Source organism: Maribacter dokdonensis DSW-8 (assembly GCF_001447995.1).
GTDB lineage: Bacteria > Bacteroidota > Bacteroidia > Flavobacteriales > Flavobacteriaceae > Maribacter > Maribacter dokdonensis.
In genome coordinates this window covers 1,539,628-1,559,606 of sequence record NZ_LDPE01000001.1, presented here as the reverse complement: position 1 = coordinate 1,559,606, position 19,979 = coordinate 1,539,628, and the positions used below count along the sequence as shown (strand labels likewise).

Here is a 19,979-nt window from a genome sequence, read left to right as displayed (position 1 = left end):
TGGTTTAGATATAAGTATGAAGAAAATTATAGTATTGTTAATCGTAGTTGTAAGTGCATCCGCCTTTACAACATACAAATATTACCCAATTGATGGTTACGAGCGCACTGGCATTAAACGCTTAAAACGATTGGAGCTGATCAAGAGCGGAGAGATTAAGGATGCATCGGCTTTACCTGTCGGTGCTATGAAATCGTACAACGATATTCAATTGAACTTGCTGTCAAGAAAGAATGATAGCGCAATGGGTCTAATGCAGGTAGATGCAGATTTTCAGAAGGAGATCAGTGCCTTGTTTCGTGGTTTGGATAAAAGTTATTCGTTAACGGTTTTAGATATATCGGACCCAGAAAATGTTCGCTACGCAGAACGAAATGAGACCGCAGGCTATCAGCCAGGTTCTGTAGGTAAGTTGGCTGTATTATTGGGCTTATTCACACAGTTGGAAAAAATTTACCCAGATTCATTTGAAAAAAGAACGGAGCTACTAAAGAATAAATCCGTTAAAGCCGGAGTTTGGGGCTTAACGGATGAACATACCATTCCTATCTATAATATTGAAAAGAATACCTTGGTAAAACGTCAAGTAATTGCCAGCGATGTGTTCTCTTTATATGAATGGGCAGATCATATGCTATCTGTAAGTAACAACGGTGCGGCAAGTATAGTATGGAGAGAGGCGCTGTTAATGGCAGCATTTGGTGAAAAGTATCCTGAGCTGACACAAGAAGAGGCGGATACTTACTTTAAGGAAACTCCTAAAAAAGAGCTGACAGATTTGAGTAATGATGTGGTTAATCTGCCTTTACGTGAATTGGGCATTACATCAGATGAATGGCGGTTGGGTAGTTTCTTCACTAGAGGTGCAAATACCTATGTGGGCGATAAAGGCGGTAGTATAGGTTCACCACAGGGTCTAATGAAATTCTTGGTTCAATTGGAACAGGGTAAGGTGGTAGATGAAGCATCAAGCTTAGAGATGAAACGATTAATGTATATGACCGATCGTAGAATTCGCTACGCACAGTCACCGGCATTGAAAGAAGCCGCTGTATATTTTAAGTCGGGCTCTTTGTACAAATGCGATAGAAGTAATGGGGAGGCATGCGGAAAATACATGGGCAACGTTACCAATTTCATGAACTCGGTCATCATTGTTGAACACCCGGATAATTGTAGGTATATGGTAGTATTAATGACAAACGTACTTCGTAAAAACTCTGCCAGTGACCATATGTATTTAGCGGGTAATATTGATAAGATTATACGAAAGGGGTAGAATTTAAATTAATTATTTACTGCGTGAAAAGACTATTATTATTGCTGGTTTTATTGTCGGTCTTATGTAGTTGCGAGGAGGAATCTCTTGAAGCAGGTATCGAGACGACAGTTTTTGGTCGTGTATACGATACTATAAATGAAATACCTATTAAGAATATTAAAATAAAAATTGGTGAAAGTATTCGACAAGGAACCTTTTCAGGTACTAATTATAATTTTAAGGGGTATTTAGATTCTACCATTACAGATAGTGAGGGTAATTATAAAATTACTTTTGAGACTTCTGGCAAGGGAATGATTTATGATTTACATATTTCTTTAAAAGAGGATATATCTTTTACTAGTATACGGGAGGTTATAAAGGATGAAAATATAGGAGCTACAGAAGAACTAAACCTTGATGCATTACAGCTTTATCCGGTAAATTTAAAAATTACAACTACAGATGTTTTTGAGGAATCCATTTTGATTTTTACGCAGTTTTCCGGTGGTGACATTGAAAAGCATCCATCATTGAAAACTACCACAGAAAGAACGGTGTGGTTAGATAAAAATCAATCAAGTTCAGTTAGTTTTCATATTGAAGATAGTAATCCCCTTAGATATGCCGTGAAAACTATTTCAGCCACCAATTCTAAAACAATTACCACGGTGGATATTGCATTATCTTATGAAGATTTCAATTAAGTTGTAATATTATTTTTTTAAAAAAGTTAAATATTTTTTTATAACAAAGCACTTGCTTAGCTTTGTAATGTAATTAGAATTAATGGCACGTAAAAAACAATATAACGAAGCTGAGGTCATAGAAAAGGCTATGCGTCTGTTCTGGCGTAATGGCTATGAAAGTACTTCCGTTCGTATGTTGGAGAAAGAAATGGGTATTAATCAGTTTTCCATTTATGCCAGTTTTAAGAATAAAGAGGGTGTTTTTCTAGAGAGCATTAAACTGTATAATGCAAAGATCAAGTCCATAACAAATATCTTGGAAAACTCTACTAATGGGGTAGAGGGTATTAAAGATTATTTTTTGGATTTTCTAGATTTCTCAAGGGAAGGAGCCATTTTTAAAGGTTGCTTGGTGACCAATACGGTAAATGAAATCAAAGAAGATACTAATCCGGTAATCATGGCCGCATTAAAACGGTTTTCATTAAATATTAGAAAATTGTTTGTAAGGAATCTAAAACAAGACGACCAAAGGGATGTAAAAGAAATAGAAGCGCAAGCAGACTATTTAATGAACGCTCTTTTAGGTTTGTCCATTTCATCTAAAGTATTTAGTGAGGAGGAATTAAAGGGCATTATTAAAATTACGTTTTTACACTTGTAGCATTTTTTTTGAACAATAACTAAGCGATTGCTTAGATTTAACATAACTATAATAAATATTAAAATTAGAAAGAGTATGACAACTTTAAAAGTACACAACATTGAATCTGCACCTGAAGGTAGTAAGCCATTATTAGAAAATTCTCAAAAGTCATTTGGAATGATTCCTGGTCTTCACGGGGTATTGGCGGCATCACCAAAAATTTTGGAAGCATACCAAACGTTACACCAATTATTTACTGAAACTTCTTTCAATGAAGAAGAATTGACCGTGGTTTGGCAAACGATAAACGTAGAGCATGCATGTCACTACTGTGTACCGGCACATACTGGTATCGCCAAAATGATGAAAGTTGATGATGCCATTACAGAAGCATTACGTAATGAAACACCGTTGGCCGATGCAAAATTAGAGGCCTTAAGAACAATGACTTTGACCATTGTGCGTAACCGTGGTAATGTAACACAAGAGGACCTTGATGCTTTTTACGCTGCAGGTTATGGTGAGCAACAAGTATTGGAAATTATCCTAGGATTATCACAAAAGGTAATCAGTAACTATACAAATCATATTGCACATACACCAGTAGATGAACCTTTCAAGAAATTTGAATGGTCTAAATAATTTGGTTTCAAGTTCCCCGAAACCATTTGTTGATTGATTGTTGATAGCCTTCTGTCTTAAGGCAGAGGGCTATTTAATTTTAATAAACTAAATACATCAAAATGAAAAAAATAGCAATAAACGGAATGGGGCGTATAGGTCGCGCTTCTTTAAAAGTAATTTTGGATAATCCAGAGTTAGACTTAGTAGCGGTAAACGACATTGTTTCCATAGAGAATATAGCTTATTTATTAAAGTATGATTCGGTTTATGGAATTTATGAAAAAGAGGTTTCGCATGATGAGAACAATTTGATTATAGACGGAAAGAAAATTCAATATAATTCACAACGCAATCCTGAAGATTTGCCTTGGGCAGAACACGAAATTGATGTTGTAATTGAAAGTACCGGTTTTTTTACCAAGAGTGAAGATGCCAAAAAGCATATTAAAGCGGGCGCTAAATCCGTAATTATATCTGCACCAACTAAAAGTGAAGATATACCAACGGTTGTACATGGTGTAAATACGGATGCAGGTGAAACGAATATTTTCTCATGTGCCAGTTGTACCACCAATAACATTAGCCCGGTTGTAGAAATCTTGGGGCGTAGAGTGGGTATTAAAAAAGCCATAATGACTACCGTGCATGCCTATACTGCCTCTCAAGGTATTGTAGATGCACCTTCACAGAAGAATTTGAGAATGGGTCGCGCGGGTGCAGCTAATATTGTACCTACGTCAACAGGTGCGGCAATTGCAACGACAAAGGCATTACCGGAATTTGCCGGTAAGTTTGATGGTGTTGCCCTACGTGTGCCAATTCCTGTTGGGTCAATGTCAGACCTAACTTTTGTTACCGAACGTGAAGTAACCCCTGAAGAAGTAAATGCTATTTTTAAAGAGGAAGCGGCTACGGATAGGTATAAGAATATTTTGGATACTACAGATCAGCCTTTGGTTTCGTCGGATATTGTAAAGAATCCGCATGCGTCTACCGTAGATTTGGGGATGACCAGAGTAGTAGATGGCGATTTGTTGAAAGTGATGACCTGGTACGATAACGAATGGGGATTCACCAATCAAATGATACGTCAAATTTTGGCAGAAAACTGAATTAAATTAGGTAGCTGATCTTGACATAAAAGATTGGCTATCTTTATTTATCAACTTAAATAACAAACAACATGATAAAAGTATCCGTAATGTATCCAAATAGCGAAGGCGTAAAGTTCGACACGGAATATTATAAGAACACACACTTGCCAATGGTTCAAAAACTAGTGGGCAGTGCATTGAAAGAATTGGAATTGGATTTAGGTGTTGGTGGCAGAGCACCGGGCGATGCTGCACCATACGTAGCCATTGCTCATTTAAAATTTGATGATGTAGCTTCTTTTCAAGCTGCTTTTGGTCCGCATGCGGCAACATTTGCTACGGATGTCAAGAACTATAGTAATGTGCAAGGTGAAATTCAAATTAGTAATTTGATTACATTTTAAGTGATGAAAGAGAAATTGAAAATAGATATTGTATCTGATGTAGTATGCCCTTGGTGCGCCATTGGGTATAAACGTTTGGAAAAAGCAATTGAAGAACTAGGAATTAAAGACCAAGTTGAAATTGAATGGCAACCGTTTGAACTGAATCCGGGTATGCCGCCAGAAGGTCAAGATCTGACCGAACATATTACAGAAAAGTATGGTTCTACCTTAGAACAGCAACAGGAATCGCGTGAAAACATGACAGATATCGGAGAAGAACTAGGATTCAAATTCGACTATTTTGAAGGTATGCGTATGGCAAACACTTTTGATGCTCATGTGCTATTGGAATATGCCAAAGATTTTGATAAACAGACCGAACTGAAATTGCGACTAATGAATTCGTTTTTTGGTGAGCGAAAAGATGTATCTGATAAAGATGTTTTAAAGCAAGCGTTACTGGATGTTGGTTTAAATGCAGATGAAGCACTGACAAAACTTGATAGTGAAGCGGCAAGATATGAAGTCCGAAACAAGCAGGGCGAATGGAAGAATTTGGGTGTAAATTCAGTACCTACTATAGTTTTTAACATGAAAAGTGCCGTAACGGGAGCTCAACCTGTTGCTACTTTTAAGCAAATACTGGGAGAACTTATTTCCGAATAAACCATATAAATTTTTGAATCATGAATATTTCAAATAAAATTATATACTACATAGCCACAGGTATTTTTACCTTGGTAATGCTATTTTCTGCAAGCATGTATTTTTTTAATCATGATTACGTGAAAACGGCTTTTCAAAGTTTGGGTTACCCAACCTATTTAATTTATCCGTACGCTACGGCTAAACTAATAGGCTTGTTCGCTATTTGGAATCCAAAATTTTACTTGATTAAAGAATGGGCGTATGCCGCATTTTTCTTTGCCGTTGTACTGGCATTTTTTGCGCATATAATGGTAGGTGATGGTGAACAGACGGCAGCCGTTATTGCCTTGCTTTCATTGATCATTTCATATATCTTTAGTAAAAAGGTATAATGGAAATGAATAATAGGGAAATACATAAAACTATAGTAGATGGGTCATTAAAGGGTATTCGTCCTAAAGTCTTGTTCTTTGATGTAAATGAAACCCTATTGGATCTTAGCGCAGTTAAAAAAGAAGTAGGTAATGCATTAGGCGGTAGGGAAGATTTATTACCGCTTTGGTTTACCACCATGCTACAATATTCATTGGTAGTTTCCGCCAGTGGAACTTATGAACCGTTCGGTCATATTGGAGCGGCGGCATTACAAATGGTAGCGGCAAATCATAATATTGAAATTTCAAAAGAAAATGCTCGTAGGTTAATAGGCGAGTCTATCAGTAATTTACCTGCACACCCAGAAGTAAAAGAGGCGCTTACAAAGCTAAAAGCGGCAGAATATAAGTTGGTAGCGTTTACCAATTCTTCTAAGACCTTATTAAAGAAGCAATTTGAACATGCCGGGCTAACCGAGTATTTTGATGAGCTTTTGAGTGTTGAGGAAACCGGCAAATTTAAACCATTTACGGAAACCTATACTTGGGGAGCCCAAAAAATGGGCATACTACCCAATGAGTGCATGTTGATTGCCGCCCATGGCTGGGATGTGGCCGGTGCACAATGGGCAGGCTGGCGGGCAGCCTTTGTAAATAGACCTGGGCAACAACCCTTTCCTTTGGCTAAACAAACAGAAATTTCTTATCCAGATGTATTGCAGGTAGCCAAGGTTTTAACGGAGTATAAGTAGTGTGTATTAAATCTGATAATATACCTTATATCAGTATTTCAACTTGATTTTAACGGTGAGCATATTTTAATATTTTTTTGCGTAAGAGGTATTTTAATAAGTCAATAATGGGCTAGTGTACAGTAGCTTAGGGAAGTGGTAAATATTCAAGGTTTTGCATTGATCCTTAGTGATTTGACTGCTTAAGTTTATGTAAGTAAAAGTCTAACAAGTTAGACGTATTGTGGAATTAAAATTAAGTGTAAAATGAAAATTGATTAGATAAAAGAAGTTATGGCAACATCAATAAACAGTTTTGATGACGCAGAGGTAAATGTCGTTATAGAAGCTTCATGAAGTGTAAAGAATATACAATTTATATATTTCATGGAAGTGAATGTTAAAGTAGAAAATGATGCCATTACCTCATATGGGGTAAATGCGAAAATCTCTTTTGCGGTCGATAATCAAGATGGTTAGAAAACTATGAATCTATTGACCTATAAATTTACGTAATGAAAAAGGAACTGAATAATCGTTCCATTTTTTATAAAAAACTTTTGCAAAATCGCTATTTATAGCTGAATAATGATGGTGGCTTTGTCATTATACCTAACGCATAAACATTTTCGATTTAATATTACTCAAAAGGGATTTTTGAAAATTGTAGGCAGTTTTGCCGTATTTTAATTTCTAGTATATGGTTACTACAGTTATCTACCACAGTATCGTCAATATGAAGTTTGTTGTAGATACACTTCATTTTCAATGCTTGTACTCGTATGGTTTTTGCAAATGTTTCTATATTACTTTTTGCCTCTGATCCATTTGATAATGCCATTAAATAATGTAAAAATTCAGCACGTTTTTCTTCCGTTATTAGAACAAGTTCAAAATATCCGTCACCGGGATCAGCGTTGGGCGCTAAATGTAAGTTGGGTCCTAAATATTTAATATTCATAAGCTCTATCAGAATAAACGAACCTTCCAATGTCAATCCGTCTACCTCAATACTAGTTTCAATGGCTTCGAAATTCTGCACAATGCCAATCAGTTCATCTAACGATCGTTTCAGTTTTTTTGAAGGATTATCAGATGTTTTTATTTGTTTCATTAGAGTAATTAATGCCGGAAAAACTCCGATACCTAAACTTTCAAAGAAAAACTTTGAAGGTGCGCCCTTAATTACTCCGCAATCAAAATTTTTAGTCTTTTTTTCATCTTTGATAGAATGTTGTTCAATGATGGTTGTTGCTTGAAGCGTTTTGGCAATATTGTTAGCAGTTCCGTGTGGCAATACATGTAACAGCACTTTTTGATCGGGTATTTCGTTCAATAATTTTTCCATTATTTTAGTGACCGTACCATCTCCTCCGGCAATGAATATATTTTCCATTTCCCCAAATTGAAATTTTTGCCAAGTGACGTCATCTTTTGTAGATATATATGTTGCCTTAAAACCGTTGTTTTCAACCTGGGCCACTACTTCCTCATTGGTATGACTACCATCTCCTGATGATGGGTTATGAACTAATTGTGCTTTTTTCATTTTTTAGGTCAAATTAGTAACTGAGATATACAACCTAACTCTATAGCGGAGAGGATGCTATCCTACATAGAAATTTCCGTATTGTTCAGTTCAGTTATTGCTTCATTTAAAAGAAATGTTGATGCAATTCAGGTTAGTGAAATGTAAAAAGTATATTATTTGGTAAATTGAAATGAGGTTTTTGAAAGATTCTAATTAACAAATTTTAAATACTAGAATATGAAGATATTGGTAACAAATGACGATGGTATCTATAGCCCAGGACTCTCTAGTCTTGCAAAGGTTGCTTCACAATATGGGGAGGTAATCGTAATGGCGCCAGATATAGAACAGTCTTCTATGGGGCAGGCCATAACTTCGGGTAAACCCATAACGTATAAAAAATCGCCAATCCATTTTGAAGGTATAGAAGCGTACAGGGTAGCAGGTACCCCTGCGGATTGTGTGGCACTTGGGCTGCATTTATTCGAAGGTATAGAACTTGTACTTTCCGGTATTAATATTGGTGCAAATTTAGGTAATTCCGCATGGCATTCAGGTACGCTCTCAGCGGCTAGGCAGGCTGTACTTTTTGGCGTTCGGGGTATCGCTTTGAGTATATCTATAGCTAAAGATGAACCAGATTTTAAAATGTTGGAACCCTTTACTAAGAATGCTTTGGATGAGGTTGTACATGAAAAAGAATTAAAATTGTTGAATATCAATTTCCCTCAGCATCCAGATGGTGAAATATTATGGACAAGTCAGTCTGTACGGCAATACGACGGTAAAATATTGGCGAATAAAGACCCAATGGGAAGAGAACATTTTTGGTTTACGGTCACTCCCCTAGAGCCCGAGGAAAAAGAATCTGATCGGTGGGCCGTAAAGCAAGGTAAAACAAGTATTACCCCAATGGTCTTGAATCTTACCGATCAAAAATTTTTAAATCAAAAATGTCAAGAACAAGAGTAGTAACTACCCTAATTTTAGCCAGTGGGCGTGGTACGGGTTGTATTTGCCAATAAATAAAAGGGAACAGATTATGTATATTTGCCGCACCATTAACTAAAGCGTATACATATGTTTAAAAGAACACTATTAATTGCATTCGTTGCCATTTCATTAATTTCTTGTTGGAAAGATAAAAGTCCAGAAGACCTAATTCGTTTAAAGGATAAATTTAAATCGCAGGTAAATGCGTTTGAGAATAAAAAGGAAACCGCAAATAAAAATGTGAACAAAGGTCTGGAATCCTTAAATGCATTAAAGAGTGCCTTAGAGGATACTAAAAATGAAGATAAGGAATTTGCAAAAGTGTATGGAGACTGGGAGAAAGTTGACCGTAGGGTTAAAAACCTGACGAAGGAATATGAAGACTTAAAGGAAAAAGCTTCTAATTTATTTACGGCTATGGAAACCCAAACCAATAGTTTAAGCGATGAGACCAGTAAAAAAACCTTGTTAGGGGCAATTGAAAAAGCACGTACAAAATATAATGGTACACTAGCCAATACCTCTAAAGCTATTGATAAATTAAGATTACTGCATGGCGATGCCGTTGAGGTAGTAAAAGCATTGGAGGTAGCTGCAGCACTTAATTCTTTTGATAATATCAATGATCAAATGAAAAGTATAGAAGGTCGTGTAGATGGAATAATGAGCGAGCTGAACGTTGCTGTTGTAGAAAGTAAAAAACTGTACGAGAAAAAAATAACAGAGTTAGGAGAAGAGTAATACTATATTTTCTCACTAACTATAAAAGCCAGTATTGTCAAAATACTGGCTTTTTTATGATGCTTTTCCTTTTCAATTGCAAAGTACTTTTTCAGTTCTTATAGCTATTGGTTTTGAAGATTTTAGTATCTTTTTATTTGTAACCTTTATTGTGCATATTCAGGAGTTACCACACATTTAAGAGCAACATTGATAAATTGGAAAGACATAGAATGGATATTTGAAAAGGATGGAGCCTTAAGAGATATTTATGTTCAAAACGCAACAATTTCGGATTGGAAAAAAGTGATTGACTTATTGAACTCTGACTTCAAATTGACTTTTGGTGTTTATAAAGATAATTTGACAGACAAAATTGACTTCGGATATGTGAAAACAATGTTTGCGGACGAAACTGGCGAATTGGAAACCAAATCTGCGACAATTGATTTAGACGGAATTGTTGTCAAGTGCTACTTTGTTCTTATTGACCAAATCGAGTTTGATATTAATCCTTCTGAAATACACTCGGAATTGGAATTGAAAAAGGTAACGGATTTTATGAAAACAATGAGTACTGAATTAGGAAAACAAATAACGCTTTGTGGAGAAAATCAACCTGAATTTCCATTAATAAAAATCGACTCTAAAAACGGAATTGAAAAAATCCTGACTGAAAAAGATGCTAAAAGCTTATGGAAAAAATCAGACCAAAAAGTTAGCGGATTTACCAAACTCAAATCGACAATAATTATGAAGTACTTTCCGAAAGTATTTGAGAAAAAAATAATGAAAAGTGCAAACAAGGAATATAAATCAACACCGCAAGAAAAAAACGTGTGGTAACAAGGTATATAAAACATAGCTAATAAGTGCTAAACCAAAAGTTTTCTGCTTATTTACAAAGTCCGCCAAATTTTTAATTTGGCTTTTTAAAAGAGAAAATTAAAAACAAAATATAAAAATTCGGCTCTGTGTTAATCCGAAAAGCTAGTGTCTTTTTGCACGCTACGTTTCATACACAAGTCCGTTTTAATTTTATATAAAATGAAAAGAATTAAGTGCAATTTTCACTAATGTTTTTTTAAGCCAAACTTTTACAAATCATTTCATTAAAATTTGAATCAATCTAAAAAATACGAAGCTCCATTTACGAAAGATGACTTGAAAATTATTCGCTCTAAAAACAAAAAATCTAATGTGGCATGGTTTATTGCTAATATAATTTTAGGTGTTATTGCTATAGGGTTATTAAAACAACCAGGCTTTGGATTTATTGAATTTTTAGCTTGTCTCTTTTTTGTTATTTCATTTATACCATACTTCCGTTTCTTTTATAAAAGCCCAACTGAGAAAGATTTAGAGGCGAAAATTAAAGTTTCTACCGAACTAAAAGTAAAATTTAAAAGAAGAAATATGGATAACTTCCATCATTATGAAATAGAATTTGAACAGAACCCGGATTTTGATAAATATGGTCTGTTGAAAAAAGATTTTAAAAGAGTAAATGTGGGTGATGTAATTTATATAGAGTTCTCAAAATATGGTCGTTGGATTTTAAAAATGGAATGTAATGATGAAGACATTGAAAATCCATTTTATGTTAAGTAAAATCGTTCTTCATGACAGAGCATTTTCAATTGGAATTGATGAGTGCAAAAAAAACTATTAGTCAGGAATGCTAGTTAGTAACTATTTCCAAAGTTCACTCATGTAAGATAGGGTATTAAAAAATAAACTAATCAACTTTATTACAAAGCTGATTTAATTAACTTTAAACTTTACAGAATTATAAAAGATAATTGTAACATGAATTGCATAAGAGAATGAAAGTTACTGCAGCGAAAAATGAAAAGGTTGGAAATATGATTTTTGCATCTATTTACCCACTTTATTTGGCTAGATTAGAAAAGAACGGACGAACAAAAGAAGAACTTGATCAAGTAATAGAATGGCTTACCGGTTTTGATAACAATATGATTCAGGAGTTAATTGATGAAAAAGTGACTTTTGCAGTGTTTTTTCAAAAAGCTAAAATTCACCCTAAAGCACATTTGGTCAAAGGTGTGGTATGTGGTTATCGCATTGAAGAAATAGAGGATAAGTTTGAAGTCTACAAACGATGCAGGCAAATGGAAAAGCTAATTGATGAGTTGGCAAAAGGACGTAAAATGGAGAAAATTTTACGAGTATAAAACTAATACTGTTTTTAGTAAAGGTAAGCCGGATTAGTTACGAAAACTTGACTAGTATGTTATTTATAACTTATTGTTAATCAATACTTACTAATTGTAGAAGTGATAATTTAAAAGCATATATTATGAAAAATATTATTCACGTAATTGCTCTTGTTATTAGTTTTCATGTTTGTGCTCAGACGGAAATAAAAAACTCTAATATTTTTGTTCGAGTTTACGATTTAAATGGAAAAAAGATTGGTAAAGGAGAAATTTCGTCATATTCGGAGAACTTTCTTTATTTAAGCAGAAAAGAAGAATTAATAAAAATTTCTATTAAGGACATTGATATTATTAAAACTAAACATTCCGCTGGAAATAATATTCTAATAGGAGCAACAGCTGGAGCTGTACTATTAGCTGTTATTGTAGGTGCAAATGCTAAGCCGAATGCCAACTTTTTTGCATATACAATAGGTGAGGGAGCCGCCTTAGGAAGTTTAGTTGGAGGAATTTTCGGAGCCACAATTGGTGGAATCTCCATACTGTTTAAGAATGCTCAATCATATGAAATTAATGGTGAAGTGGAAAATTTGAATGCATTTATGGGTATAATGGGTAAATAAAGAAATTCTCTTTTGGTTTCGTTTTAAATTTGTAACAGCTGATACTATCAATTTAAAGAAAACTCTATTTAAAAGTATTTATTCTTAGCAAACGAGTTGAATCTTTACTCCAAAGACAATCGATTAAATCTGTTGTTGTCTTAATCAGAATTATTGTTATTTCACGGTTAAAAAATCTTTTTATTTTTTTGTACTGAAGACCTTATGTTGGTATTAAAATAAGCTATATTCATTGATTGAAATTTTAATGGTCGGTAATACCCCCTTTTAAACTGATGCTAAAAATGACAACCTTATTCTCAAAAGAGACCATGATGAAGTTGAAAGCCCTAATCGCTTCTGCAAAAACATATGTTGTACTGTTAATTTTGGCTATTGGGCTTCTATTGTATACGGTGAGCGTAGGTTACAAACAGGTAAATAGACTTCATGAAACCGGAGATATGGTTGCGCATACATTAGAGGTGCAGCGTACTATTGTAGAACTTTCGGCTAAATTTCAAGAGCTGGAATCCTTACAACTAAAGGTTCTTTTAAAAGAGGATAGTAGCAACTTAAGTGGTATTGTAGTTTCAGAAATGGAGCAGACTTTAGAGAGGTTAAAGCAGCTAACTTCAGATAACCAAGCCCAACAAGAGCGTGTAAAGGTCTTGGAACAATTGTGCGATAAAATTAGTAGTGAGGTAGATACAGTAGAGTCTACAGATAGTATTGCTGTCATTGATAGTATAGAAGCTAAGGATAGTGTGGAGATCAACCTGGCAAGCAAAAGGTATCAGCGTATTGCTAGAATCTCTAAAATTGTAGAGGAATCTCAGATTCTTAAAGAGAGAATGCTATCCGAAGAGAATTATTTAATGGTGGCCCGTAAAGAGGAATACACTTCTCAATCATTTTTGACACCTATGTCATCATTATTGGTAGCTATTACCGCTTTAGGTATTTTTCTAATTGGCTTTATTAGTATTTACAAGCAAAAAGGAGAGATTCAAGAAGTTAATAATCAGGTTTTTAATCAGAACAAAAAATTACAGGAAACTGAAGAGTTTTTAAAAGGGGTATATAAAAGTTCTAACAATGTCATTAGTCATTTTGAGCCTATTATGGATGGTGAAAAGAACATTGTAGATTTTCAGTTTAAATATACCTCAGACGCCATTGAGAAAGTAACAGGTACGGAACAAGAAGATATTATAGGTAGCTCGCTTTTAGATAAGTACCCTATGGTAAATGAGAACGGACTTTTTTCATTAATGAAAGATTGTTACCTGAATGGAGAAACACAAGAACATGAAAGTGTTTACACGTTCGAGAACCAAACGAAATACATTCATAATACTATTGTAAAATCTGCCAATGGTATCACCAACACCGCGTGGGATACTACCAAGGTCAAAGAAGCTGAAAAGGTTCTGCAAAAATTAAATGAGGACCTTAGCCTGCAGAATACCATTTTTAAAGAAGCGGAAAATGTAGCAGGTGTGGGTAGTTTTATCTGGTACCTTGATGATGGTAGTGCTACGGTTTCAGATAATTTCTACAGAATACTTGGGGTTAAGCCCAATAGTTTTGATGTAACTTTTGATGCCTATAAGGAGTATGTACATGCAGATGATATTTCCATATTTGAATCTTTAGGGACCAATACTGAAGATAGCGCTAAATCAACGGTTTTCACTTATAGGGTTATCACAAAAAATAAGGGAATTAGATATCTGGACCTTAAAGGAAGAAATTTAGATATTGACAATAGACCGGTTTCCGTGGGTATTGTACAAGACATTACAAGTAGAATTGAAAAAGATAGGGAACTTATTGAGAGTTATGAAAAGCTCAAACAAAGTAATGAAGAATTGGAATCTTTTAATAGGGTAGCTAGCCACGATCTACAAGAGCCATTAAGGAAAATACAGATGTTCATTTCTCGCATAGAGGATGATGAGGAGGGTAAGACACCCAATGCAGGTTCAGCTTATTTCAATAAAATTAAGGCAGCTACATTTAGAATGAGAGAGCTCATTCAAAACCTATTATCGTATTCACGGATAGACAAGATCAACTCTAAATTTGAGCAAATAGAATTAAACGATACAATTGAAAAAGTTGAAGAAGAGCTTTCGCAATTGATAAAAGATACAGAAACAAAAATCTCCTATTCCGGCTTACCGCTGTTATATGGTATTCCTTTCAAAATTGAACAATTATTTACCAATTTGATCAGTAACTCCATCAAGTATAGAAATAAAGATATTGCGCCCCAAGTACATATTGTATCGGAGAAATTAAGAAGTGATACCATTGCCGAAAACTTTGTAAAGAATGCCGAGTATTATTATAAAATTTCCCTGCGAGATAATGGTATCGGTTTTGATCCTGAATTTGCTAGTAATATTTTTGAGGTTTTTCAAAGACTACATTCTAAGAACGAATATTCGGGTACGGGTATAGGTTTGTCTATCTGTAAAAAAATAGTTGAAAAACACAATGGTTATATTCATGCCGTTAGTAAAAAAGGGGAAGGTGCTACTTTTATTATTTACTTGCCCGTACAATAATGCATGGTAGATTGCTCCTTTGAAAAGCGGTTGGTCATATTGTTTTGAATGCGTTATTTTAGAAGCCGATAAAGACATTTAACAATTATGAATTTAAATCAGGTAACCGTTCCTTCCTTAAATGTTGAAAATGCTATTCTTTTTTATGAAAAACTAGGATTAAAATTAATAGTAAAATCGCTTCCCAATTATGCAAGGTTTGAGTGTCCGGATGGTAATGCCACTTTTTCCATTCACCTAACAGAAACATTGCCACAGGGAGATGGAGTCTATGTTTATTTTGAATGTGAAGATCTAGATGCTCATGTAGCCTCACTTAAAGAGAACGGTATCCAATTTGAAAAAGAACCTACCGATGAGAGGTGGTTATGGAGAGAGGCAAGATTAAAAGACCCGGATGGGAACCAGCTGATTTTGTTCTATGGTGGTGAGAACAGGCTAAATCCGCCATGGAGAGTTAATTAAAGCATTGAATTCAGTAAATAGGAACTGCATTTGCATTTATAAAACCACATAAAATTGTATAATTATAACAATGTGTTGTATATATCAAATGGGTCCGTAATGCTTCATTATGTAGTTGTTAGATAATTCAAGTTGTTTTTAGTAAGTTGACATTGATAGTGCTGTAATTGTAATAATTGAACAATACTATTCATTTGATGTCTACGTTAATCATTCAAATGTTATAACAAATAGTATTTTAGAACTTAATTCATCTATTTAATTCTAAACTAAATCATTTAGATCAAGGAATAGTAAAATTGAAAAAACCCTATGAATTTTAAAAACGCCGAGGAAGAAAGGTTAGCCGTAGCGGATAATTATAAAAATTGGAAAAGATGGGGTCCTTATTTAGCTGAACGGCAATGGGGTACTGTTAGGGAAGATTATAGTCCGCAAGGGCATGCGTGGAGTTTTGTTGGTCACGATAAAGCCAGAAGTAATGCGTATAGGTGGGGAGAAGAAGGTATTGGAGGTTTCTGTGATTCTAGAGAAATATTATGCTTGGCACCTGCCTTCTGGAACGGTAAAGATGCCATTTTAAAAGAACGCCTTTTTGGGTTGACCAATGATGAAGGTAACCATGGTGAAGATGTTAAGGAGCTTTATTTTCATCAAGTTTCTACACCCACGCACTCATATGCCAAATATTTATATAAGTATCCGCATAAAAAGTTTCCGTATGCAGAGCTGGTTAGAAAGAACAGAAATAGAAATAGGGAACAACCAGAATTTGAAATTTTAGACACCAAGGCATTTGCCAACAATACATATTTTGACTGTTTTATAGAATACGCTAAAGAAGATGTTGGTGATATTTTAATGAAGGTTACCGTCATAAATAGAGGACCAAGAGCTGCAAATATCCATGTACTTCCGCATTTGTGGTTTCGTAATTTTTGGAAGCACAACCGTAGGTTTGAGCGCCCTGAAATGAAGGCTATTTCAGATAATTCCGTACAATCGCGTAGCACTAGAAATGGGCGCTATTATTTTTATCATGAAAAGGGAGAGCAGCTATTTTGTGAGAATGAGACCAATAACGAGCGTATTTATAATGTACCCAATGAGGTAAAATATGTAAAAGACGGTATTAATAATCATGTAGTAGATGGTATGCCAACCGTAAACCCAGATAAAAAAGGATCAAAATTTGCCGTTTGGCACAAACTTCGATTAAAATCTGGAGAAGAAAAAACTATTAAAGTACGCCTAAGCAAGAAAAAGCTTGATGACCCTTGGAGTAGTTTTGATGCTATCTTTGATAAAAGAATTAAAGAATGTGAAGATTTCTATAGTGATATCTTAAAGAAAGAACTTCCGGCCGGGCAACAAGAAATAGCCAGAAAAGCTTTTTCGGGTTTATTATGGACCAAGCAATTTTATTACTATGATGTATATAAATGGCTTTTTGGTGGTCCGGGAGAACCAAAACCTTATAGAACGGATTCTCGTAACTCTCGCTGGGAACATTTGACAAATAGGCATGTTATTTCAATGCCAGATAAGTGGGAGTATCCTTGGTATGCTGCTTGGGACCTTGCTTTTCATATGGCATCATTCGTAGAAATAGACCCTTATTTTGCCAAAGAACAATTGCTTTTGGTGCTGAAAGAGAGTTACATGCACCCCAACGGACAAATTCCCGCTTACGAATGGAATTTCAGTGATGTAAATCCGCCTGTGCATTCTTGGGCCGTTTGGACGGTTTATGAAAAGGATAAAAAGCGAAATGGCAAAGGGGATGTCAACTTTCTAGAGAAAGCATATCATAAGTTACTGGTCAATTTTACGTGGTGGGTTAATCAAAAAGATAAAAGCGGAACCAACCTTTTTGAAGGCGGTTTCTTAGGGCTGGATAATATTGGTGTATTTGATCGCAACCACATGCCAGAAGGTATTACACGTATGCAACAGGCAGATGCAACCAGTTGGATGGCCATGTTTACTTTAAACATGTTGCGTATGTCGTTAGAACTTGCAGCAGTGAACCCTAATTATGAGGATAGTGTTGCCAAGTTCTTTAGACACTTTTTAAATATAGCCTGGGCAATGCACCATATAGGTCAAAAAGATATTTCACTTTGGGATGACGAAGATAATTTTTACTATGATGTGGTAGAAATGGCCAATGGTAAAACAGACCGTTTAAAAGTGAGATCTTTAGTGGGTATTATACCAATGTTCGCGGTAGAGATCATTCACAAGGATTTGTTCGATGAGCTTAAACATTTTAAAGTGAGGGCTGCGGAAATTGTTAGGACCAGACCTGATCTAGCTTCTTTAATTTCCAATATTGAGGAGTTCAACTCAGACGGTAATTATCTGTTCTCCATTATGCGTGGGTTTAGATTGGAGAAGTTATTGTTCCGTTTATTGGATGAGAATGAATTCTTATCTGATTATGGTATACGCTCACTTTCTAAATATCATGAAGAACATCCCTATGTTTTCCAACACAACGGACATCATCAAATTTCGTACGAATCTGGGGAAAGTCGTTCCAATATGTTCGGGGGTAATTCTAATTGGCGCGGACCAATTTGGTTGCCTTTGAATTATATGATCGTTCAATCTTTACGTAAGTATTATTCGTATTACGGAGATCAATATGTATATGAATTTCCAACGGGGTCAGGTGTAAAACTGAACTTGAACGAAATTGCCAATGAGATTTCTAAAAGGCTTATTAAGTTATTTGAGCCCAATGAGAACGGTAAATTTGTCTACCACTCAGAAGATGAGCAGCAATTATTTACGAAAAATGAACAATTTAAAAATGAACATTTCTTCTATGAGTTTTTTGATGGCGACTCAGGTAAAGGTCTTGGAGCTTCTCACCAAACAGGCTGGACAGCATTAATTGCAAACCTAATTATGGAACTGGAGCGGAATACATAGGTTTATTTATTTAAAATATTGTATATTAGAGTATTGGCTATGTGTTTTGCATAGCCTTTTTAATTATTCAACATTTTACTGATGAAAACCGATACTATACATATATCGAAAATAGTCAAAAATGTTTCCCACACTTCAAATGTTTCTGACTATACTGTTTGCTGGATCAAAGATGAAATAAAAGGGATAGAAATAGATGGTGTACTTTATGCCAATATTTCCAACTCCATTTTCTTCTTGGACAAAAAAGTACATTGGAAATTGCATATTAAAGACGGAGCTTCCAATACGGGGTACTTGTTGCAATTGTCTCAAGAAGTATTAAGCCACCCTTTACTAAGTAAGTTACATATCAATAAGGTAAGGCTATTTAATACGGGTTCGGTGCCATTATTTAAATTAAGCCCCGGTATTGAAAAACGTACCCAAGCCATTTTAGAGATGATCGATGAACTATTGGGTTCTCATTTGAACAATAAAGAAGATGCCCTCATTTCTTTGTTGAATACCTTTTTTGTATACTGTGATGGTCAATGCAACATTAAATCCATCATTGAAAAAAATCATACCAAGTCAAACATTGTATACTCCTATAAACAATTGGTAGATCAAAATATAGAAGTCTCTCATGAGGTGGGTTATTATGCCTCACGCTTAAATATTTCTACAAAGTATTTGAACGAATGCGTTCAAGAAGTGCTTAATGTAAGTTCTAAGAGCATTATAATTGAGCAATTATTGATTCGTTCCAGACATGCGTTAAAATTCTCGAACAAGACTATAAAGGAAATTAGTTACGAGTTAGGTTTTTCTACACCAGATTATTTTAGTTATTTCTTTAAAATACAGACAGGCAGTAAGCCTTCGGTATTAAGAAAGTCCGTTGGTTCTTAAATTCAAGGTTTATACCGTGATTTTCACATTTTAGGCACAGTGGTTTATCCCTAATTTGGCATAAAAATAGAATCATGGATAGACAAAGTTTTATTAAAAAATCAGGCGCAGGTATTAGCTATGCTTTATGCTCAGGATTCATTTTCTGTAAAAGTCAAGATGATGAAGTAGGTACTTTAAATTATAATGACCCAAAGGTTATACGAGATGCCGATGGAGAGGTGCTCAATGTGATAGGAGACATACAGACCCATAAACTTTTGGGCAGCGAAACCAATAATCAAATCTTTGAGTGGGTAGATAACGTTGAACCCGGTGTAGGTATTCCGCCTCATGTACATACAAAGGAAGATGAAATTTTTAGAGTTGTTGAAGGCGAAGTAGAAATCGCGATTGATGGAGAGAGTACGGTCTTAAAAGCAGGTGATATTGCATTTGCGCCAAAAGGAGTACCGCATACATGGAAAGTAGTGGGTAGCCAAAAGGCAAAAATGATTACCTCGGCGTTGCCTGCGGGCATAGAGATAATGTTTCAAGAATTATCAGAACTACCTGCCGGACCACCGGATTTTGAGAAAGTTGCGGAAATTTGTGCTAAACAAGGTATTACCTTTGTGTAATGGCG

At 35.1% G+C, this 19,979-nt stretch carries 22 protein-coding genes; 21 read left to right on the top strand and 1 reads right to left on the bottom strand.

The annotated features are described in order from the left end of the window. Nucleotides 1-16 precede the first annotated feature (16 nt). From I600_RS06800 to I600_RS19535, 10 genes are all read left to right on the top strand, one after another. Entirely contained in the window at nucleotides 17-1,279 is a 1,263-nt protein-coding gene (locus I600_RS06800; protein ID WP_058103705.1) for a serine hydrolase, read from the top strand. 23 nt (nucleotides 1,280-1,302) lie between these two features. Further along, nucleotides 1,303-1,968 (top strand): hypothetical protein, encoded by a 666-nt coding sequence (locus tag I600_RS06795; protein ID WP_157490849.1) that lies wholly within the window; start codon nucleotides 1,303-1,305, stop codon nucleotides 1,966-1,968. Between the two features lie 82 nt (nucleotides 1,969-2,050). After that, nucleotides 2,051-2,614: a TetR/AcrR family transcriptional regulator gene (locus I600_RS06790; RefSeq protein ID WP_058103703.1), complete on the top strand. Its 564-nt coding sequence runs from the start codon at nucleotides 2,051-2,053 to the stop codon at nucleotides 2,612-2,614. 75 nt (nucleotides 2,615-2,689) lie between these two features. Beyond that, on the top strand, nucleotides 2,690-3,238 hold the full coding sequence (locus I600_RS06785) for a carboxymuconolactone decarboxylase family protein (RefSeq protein WP_058103702.1): 549 nt from the start codon (nucleotides 2,690-2,692) through the stop codon (nucleotides 3,236-3,238). A 101-nt stretch (nucleotides 3,239-3,339) separates the two neighbouring features. After that, nucleotides 3,340-4,332, top strand: coding sequence for a type I glyceraldehyde-3-phosphate dehydrogenase (gene gap, locus I600_RS06780; protein ID WP_058103701.1), 993 nt, complete (start codon nucleotides 3,340-3,342; stop codon nucleotides 4,330-4,332). 71 nt (nucleotides 4,333-4,403) lie between these two features. Then, the gene (locus tag I600_RS06775; RefSeq protein WP_058103700.1) at nucleotides 4,404-4,718 is read left to right on the top strand and encodes an EthD family reductase; all 315 of its coding nucleotides are present in this window, start codon (nucleotides 4,404-4,406) and stop codon (nucleotides 4,716-4,718) included. Nucleotides 4,719-4,721: 3 nt separating this feature from the next. Next, the gene (locus I600_RS06770) at nucleotides 4,722-5,366 is read left to right on the top strand and encodes a DsbA family oxidoreductase (RefSeq protein WP_058103699.1); all 645 of its coding nucleotides are present in this window, start codon (nucleotides 4,722-4,724) and stop codon (nucleotides 5,364-5,366) included. 20 nt (nucleotides 5,367-5,386) lie between these two features. Next, complete coding sequence (locus tag I600_RS06765; RefSeq protein ID WP_082642903.1) at nucleotides 5,387-5,740, top strand: DoxX family protein; 354 nt, start codon at nucleotides 5,387-5,389, stop codon at nucleotides 5,738-5,740. A 5-nt stretch (nucleotides 5,741-5,745) separates the two neighbouring features. Next, the gene (locus I600_RS06760; protein WP_058104305.1) at nucleotides 5,746-6,474 is read left to right on the top strand and encodes a haloacid dehalogenase type II; all 729 of its coding nucleotides are present in this window, start codon (nucleotides 5,746-5,748) and stop codon (nucleotides 6,472-6,474) included. Nucleotides 6,475-6,822: 348 nt separating this feature from the next. Beyond that, nucleotides 6,823-6,933 (top strand): dodecin domain-containing protein, encoded by a 111-nt coding sequence (locus I600_RS19535; protein ID WP_262493599.1) that lies wholly within the window; start codon nucleotides 6,823-6,825, stop codon nucleotides 6,931-6,933. Between the two features lie 160 nt (nucleotides 6,934-7,093). Here the strand turns inward: I600_RS19535 and I600_RS06755 are convergent, their stop codons facing one another. Further along, a complete protein-coding gene (locus I600_RS06755) occupies nucleotides 7,094-8,002 on the bottom strand; it encodes a diacylglycerol/lipid kinase family protein (RefSeq protein ID WP_058103698.1) in 909 nt (302 codons plus the stop codon). A 219-nt stretch (nucleotides 8,003-8,221) separates the two neighbouring features. Here I600_RS06755 and surE point away from each other — a divergent pair, with 219 nt between their 5' ends. From surE to I600_RS06700, 11 genes are all read left to right on the top strand, one after another. After that, entirely contained in the window at nucleotides 8,222-8,956 is a 735-nt protein-coding gene (gene surE / locus I600_RS06750; RefSeq protein WP_058103697.1) for a 5'/3'-nucleotidase SurE, read from the top strand. A gap of 108 nt (nucleotides 8,957-9,064) precedes the next feature. Next, the gene (locus I600_RS06745) at nucleotides 9,065-9,718 is read left to right on the top strand and encodes a hypothetical protein (RefSeq protein ID WP_058103696.1); all 654 of its coding nucleotides are present in this window, start codon (nucleotides 9,065-9,067) and stop codon (nucleotides 9,716-9,718) included. A 189-nt stretch (nucleotides 9,719-9,907) separates the two neighbouring features. Continuing rightward, nucleotides 9,908-10,543: a hypothetical protein gene (locus tag I600_RS06740; protein ID WP_058103695.1), complete on the top strand. Its 636-nt coding sequence runs from the start codon at nucleotides 9,908-9,910 to the stop codon at nucleotides 10,541-10,543. A gap of 273 nt (nucleotides 10,544-10,816) precedes the next feature. Continuing rightward, nucleotides 10,817-11,308, top strand: coding sequence for a hypothetical protein (locus tag I600_RS06735; protein WP_058103694.1), 492 nt, complete (start codon nucleotides 10,817-10,819; stop codon nucleotides 11,306-11,308). Between the two features lie 215 nt (nucleotides 11,309-11,523). After that, complete coding sequence (locus tag I600_RS06730; protein WP_058103693.1) at nucleotides 11,524-11,892, top strand: DUF2200 domain-containing protein; 369 nt, start codon at nucleotides 11,524-11,526, stop codon at nucleotides 11,890-11,892. A 125-nt stretch (nucleotides 11,893-12,017) separates the two neighbouring features. Continuing rightward, entirely contained in the window at nucleotides 12,018-12,500 is a 483-nt protein-coding gene (locus tag I600_RS06725) for a glycine zipper family protein (protein ID WP_058103692.1), read from the top strand. Between the two features lie 284 nt (nucleotides 12,501-12,784). Then, nucleotides 12,785-15,055: an ATP-binding protein gene (locus tag I600_RS06720; RefSeq protein ID WP_058103691.1), complete on the top strand. Its 2,271-nt coding sequence runs from the start codon at nucleotides 12,785-12,787 to the stop codon at nucleotides 15,053-15,055. 87 nt (nucleotides 15,056-15,142) lie between these two features. Then, nucleotides 15,143-15,520, top strand: coding sequence for a VOC family protein (locus I600_RS06715; protein ID WP_058103690.1), 378 nt, complete (start codon nucleotides 15,143-15,145; stop codon nucleotides 15,518-15,520). Nucleotides 15,521-15,832: 312 nt separating this feature from the next. Beyond that, a complete protein-coding gene (locus I600_RS06710) occupies nucleotides 15,833-18,460 on the top strand; it encodes an MGH1-like glycoside hydrolase domain-containing protein (protein ID WP_058103689.1) in 2,628 nt (875 codons plus the stop codon). A gap of 81 nt (nucleotides 18,461-18,541) precedes the next feature. Next, on the top strand, nucleotides 18,542-19,354 hold the full coding sequence (locus tag I600_RS06705) for a helix-turn-helix domain-containing protein (protein WP_058103688.1): 813 nt from the start codon (nucleotides 18,542-18,544) through the stop codon (nucleotides 19,352-19,354). Between the two features lie 74 nt (nucleotides 19,355-19,428). Beyond that, a complete protein-coding gene (locus I600_RS06700; RefSeq protein WP_058103687.1) occupies nucleotides 19,429-19,974 on the top strand; it encodes a cupin domain-containing protein in 546 nt (181 codons plus the stop codon). Nucleotides 19,975-19,979 lie beyond the last annotated feature (5 nt).